At 50.8% G+C, this 1973-nt stretch carries 2 protein-coding genes and 1 rRNA gene; 1 reads left to right on the forward strand and 2 read right to left on the reverse strand.

Annotation, left to right across the window (positions count from 1 at the left end; genetic code table 11):
* Positions 1 to 18: 18 nt before the first annotated feature.
* Positions 19 to 135: ribosomal RNA gene (rrf, locus tag ADB08_RS06780) — 5S ribosomal RNA — on the forward strand.
* A gap of 386 nt (positions 136 to 521) precedes the next feature.
* Here rrf and ADB08_RS11895 read toward each other — a convergent pair.
* Positions 522 to 611 carry a ClbS/DfsB family four-helix bundle protein gene (locus ADB08_RS11895; protein ID WP_369707167.1) on the reverse strand — a complete coding sequence of 30 codons (90 nt, stop codon included), beginning with the start codon at positions 609 to 611 and terminating at the stop codon, positions 522 to 524.
* A 243-nt stretch (positions 612 to 854) separates the two neighbouring features.
* Positions 855 to 1151 carry a ClbS/DfsB family four-helix bundle protein gene (locus tag ADB08_RS11865; protein ID WP_323633107.1) on the reverse strand — a complete coding sequence of 99 codons (297 nt, stop codon included), beginning with the start codon at positions 1149 to 1151 and terminating at the stop codon, positions 855 to 857.
* Between the last annotated feature and the right edge of the window lie 822 nt (positions 1152 to 1973).

Genomic DNA, 1973 nt, shown 5'->3' on the forward strand with positions numbered 1-1973 from the left:
GGTTGTTGCCTGGTTTTTGTCGGTGGTGTTAGCGGTGGGGTCACGCCCGGTCCCATTCCGAACCCGGAAGCTAAGTCCACCAGCGCCGATGGTACTGCACTCGGGAGGGTGTGGGAGAGTAGGTCGCCGCCGGCATAAAAAGTTTATTGTGTGGGTCGTGGTTGCCTTGCCCCTTGTGTGGGGTTGGGTGCTGCGGCCCACTTTTGTTTTACCCACAGGTAAACGGAATTAACTAGCGTTTTAATGCTTATGGTCTCTTTCTGGTTAGGACGGTTTGCCATTAGGTCGGTTTGATCGCGGCGGATATGCAAACCTTTAGTCGACCGGCAGCAAACCTACGAGCAAATCAGAATCAAATACGTCGGTCGTACAACGATTACTGGTGCATACCGGCAACTAGCCAAAGAGCCGATGCAGCACCTCTAGTCATTCCAATGAACGGCTCGGATCAACCATGTTGTTAGAGCCGGTCAAATTTGCTTTGTGCTCAAGACAGGGGTCGACGTGGTTGAGTCAATCAACTAGCAAGCAGCGAGTTTCTCCCATGTCCTTATCTTGGTACGAAACGTAGTGAGGGGGGCAACAGTGTTGATATGTACCCACTTCCACACCGGTCATACTGACGGAGTGGAAGACGCCCACGCTCGCTGCTCAGACTCAAACAGCTCTGCTTCGGCCAGTCAGGGTACCAGTTGGATTACCTCGGCGAGTAGAACCTCGAATCGATTAATCAGATCTCGGGGTGGTACCAGCTCCCAGTGTTGGTAGAAAGACTCGTACAAGCTACCTAGCTAATCGCATTTGAAACTAGGAGCTTCAGTCACCACCTCTTTGTCCGCTTGCTCTTTCCGCTTTCAGCTAAGCAGTAATTCCATCCAGTCCAATAGGTTCGCGATAACCTGCCGGGGCGTGCGGTCTATTCCCTCAATGAGCATTTGCCCACCATCATCGGGAACATCCTCGAACTTGCGGATGAATAGACACCCGCGTTTAGTGGTCTCTGATTCAATCTCGCTTCCGGATTCATATGGCTTCACCACACATTTTCGGTGGAGCACTCTATATCCGAGGTATTCATGCGTATGTTCAAGTGTCCTGGGGTTAGTTCCGCTTTTTACGACCCTGGGTTGATGAAATAGGCAAGGTAGCACTTGGTTTGCGCTTCCCGTGGTGTGGCTAGTCCAGCACTTTGTGTATCCGCATAATTCTTTACCAATGCATCGTCCGCAAAGTGGCAAGTTCGATTTCCGCTTCTATGTTCACGAGTCTTGCGTATGAATGAGTTTTGTCTTGTAGAGAGTGTCGACTCCCTCAGTTGGAGCGTCGTGTTAAGAATCGTGGAACGTGGTGATGCTCGGACGGATTCCAGGACCGAGGTAGGAACTAGATCCAGCACGCTTCACTTACTGCCTCGCGCGTGTTGTTGTTAGATTGCTTATGGCTGTTAATGTGCTGATGCGCGTTACAAAATGCTCCGTGACCTGCGGGTTCGCTTTATGTGTGAAGTGTGTGTAATGTATCCGGGGTCAGCGCGACAGGGCGATGTGATTGCTTGTTGTGGTGATGTGGGGGAGAGTTTACTTTGTATTCACGGTCGGTTTGACTTGTGTTTGCAGTGAAGGTAGAGTCTTCTTCTGCTGCTCACGTGGTGGTTGCCCTGGTTGGGGTGGTTGTCTTCGTGGGTGTGTGTTGTGTGAGAACTCAATAGTGTGCCGATGTACTAACTAATACTTTTTTGGGAAAGTGCTTGTTTGGTTGTCGTTTGCGTGTGTGTTGCCGGTGGGTGCCGGGGGCCTTTGTTTGTTTTGGGTCCTTTTGTGCTTGCGGGTGATGGATTGCGTGGCGGCGCCTTTGTTTGGGTGCTTTTCGCGTGGTTTTTTCATTTGTGGGAAAGATCATGGTTGTTCTCTTCTTTTTTGGCCTCGTCGGTTCGAAGGGGAGAACGTTTTATTTTTGGATAACGGCCAGGCCGC

Origin of the sequence: Corynebacterium sp. 239_CJEI (assembly GCF_001055995.1) — a bacterium.
Lineage (GTDB): Bacteria > Actinomycetota > Actinomycetes > Mycobacteriales > Mycobacteriaceae > Corynebacterium > Corynebacterium jeikeium_D.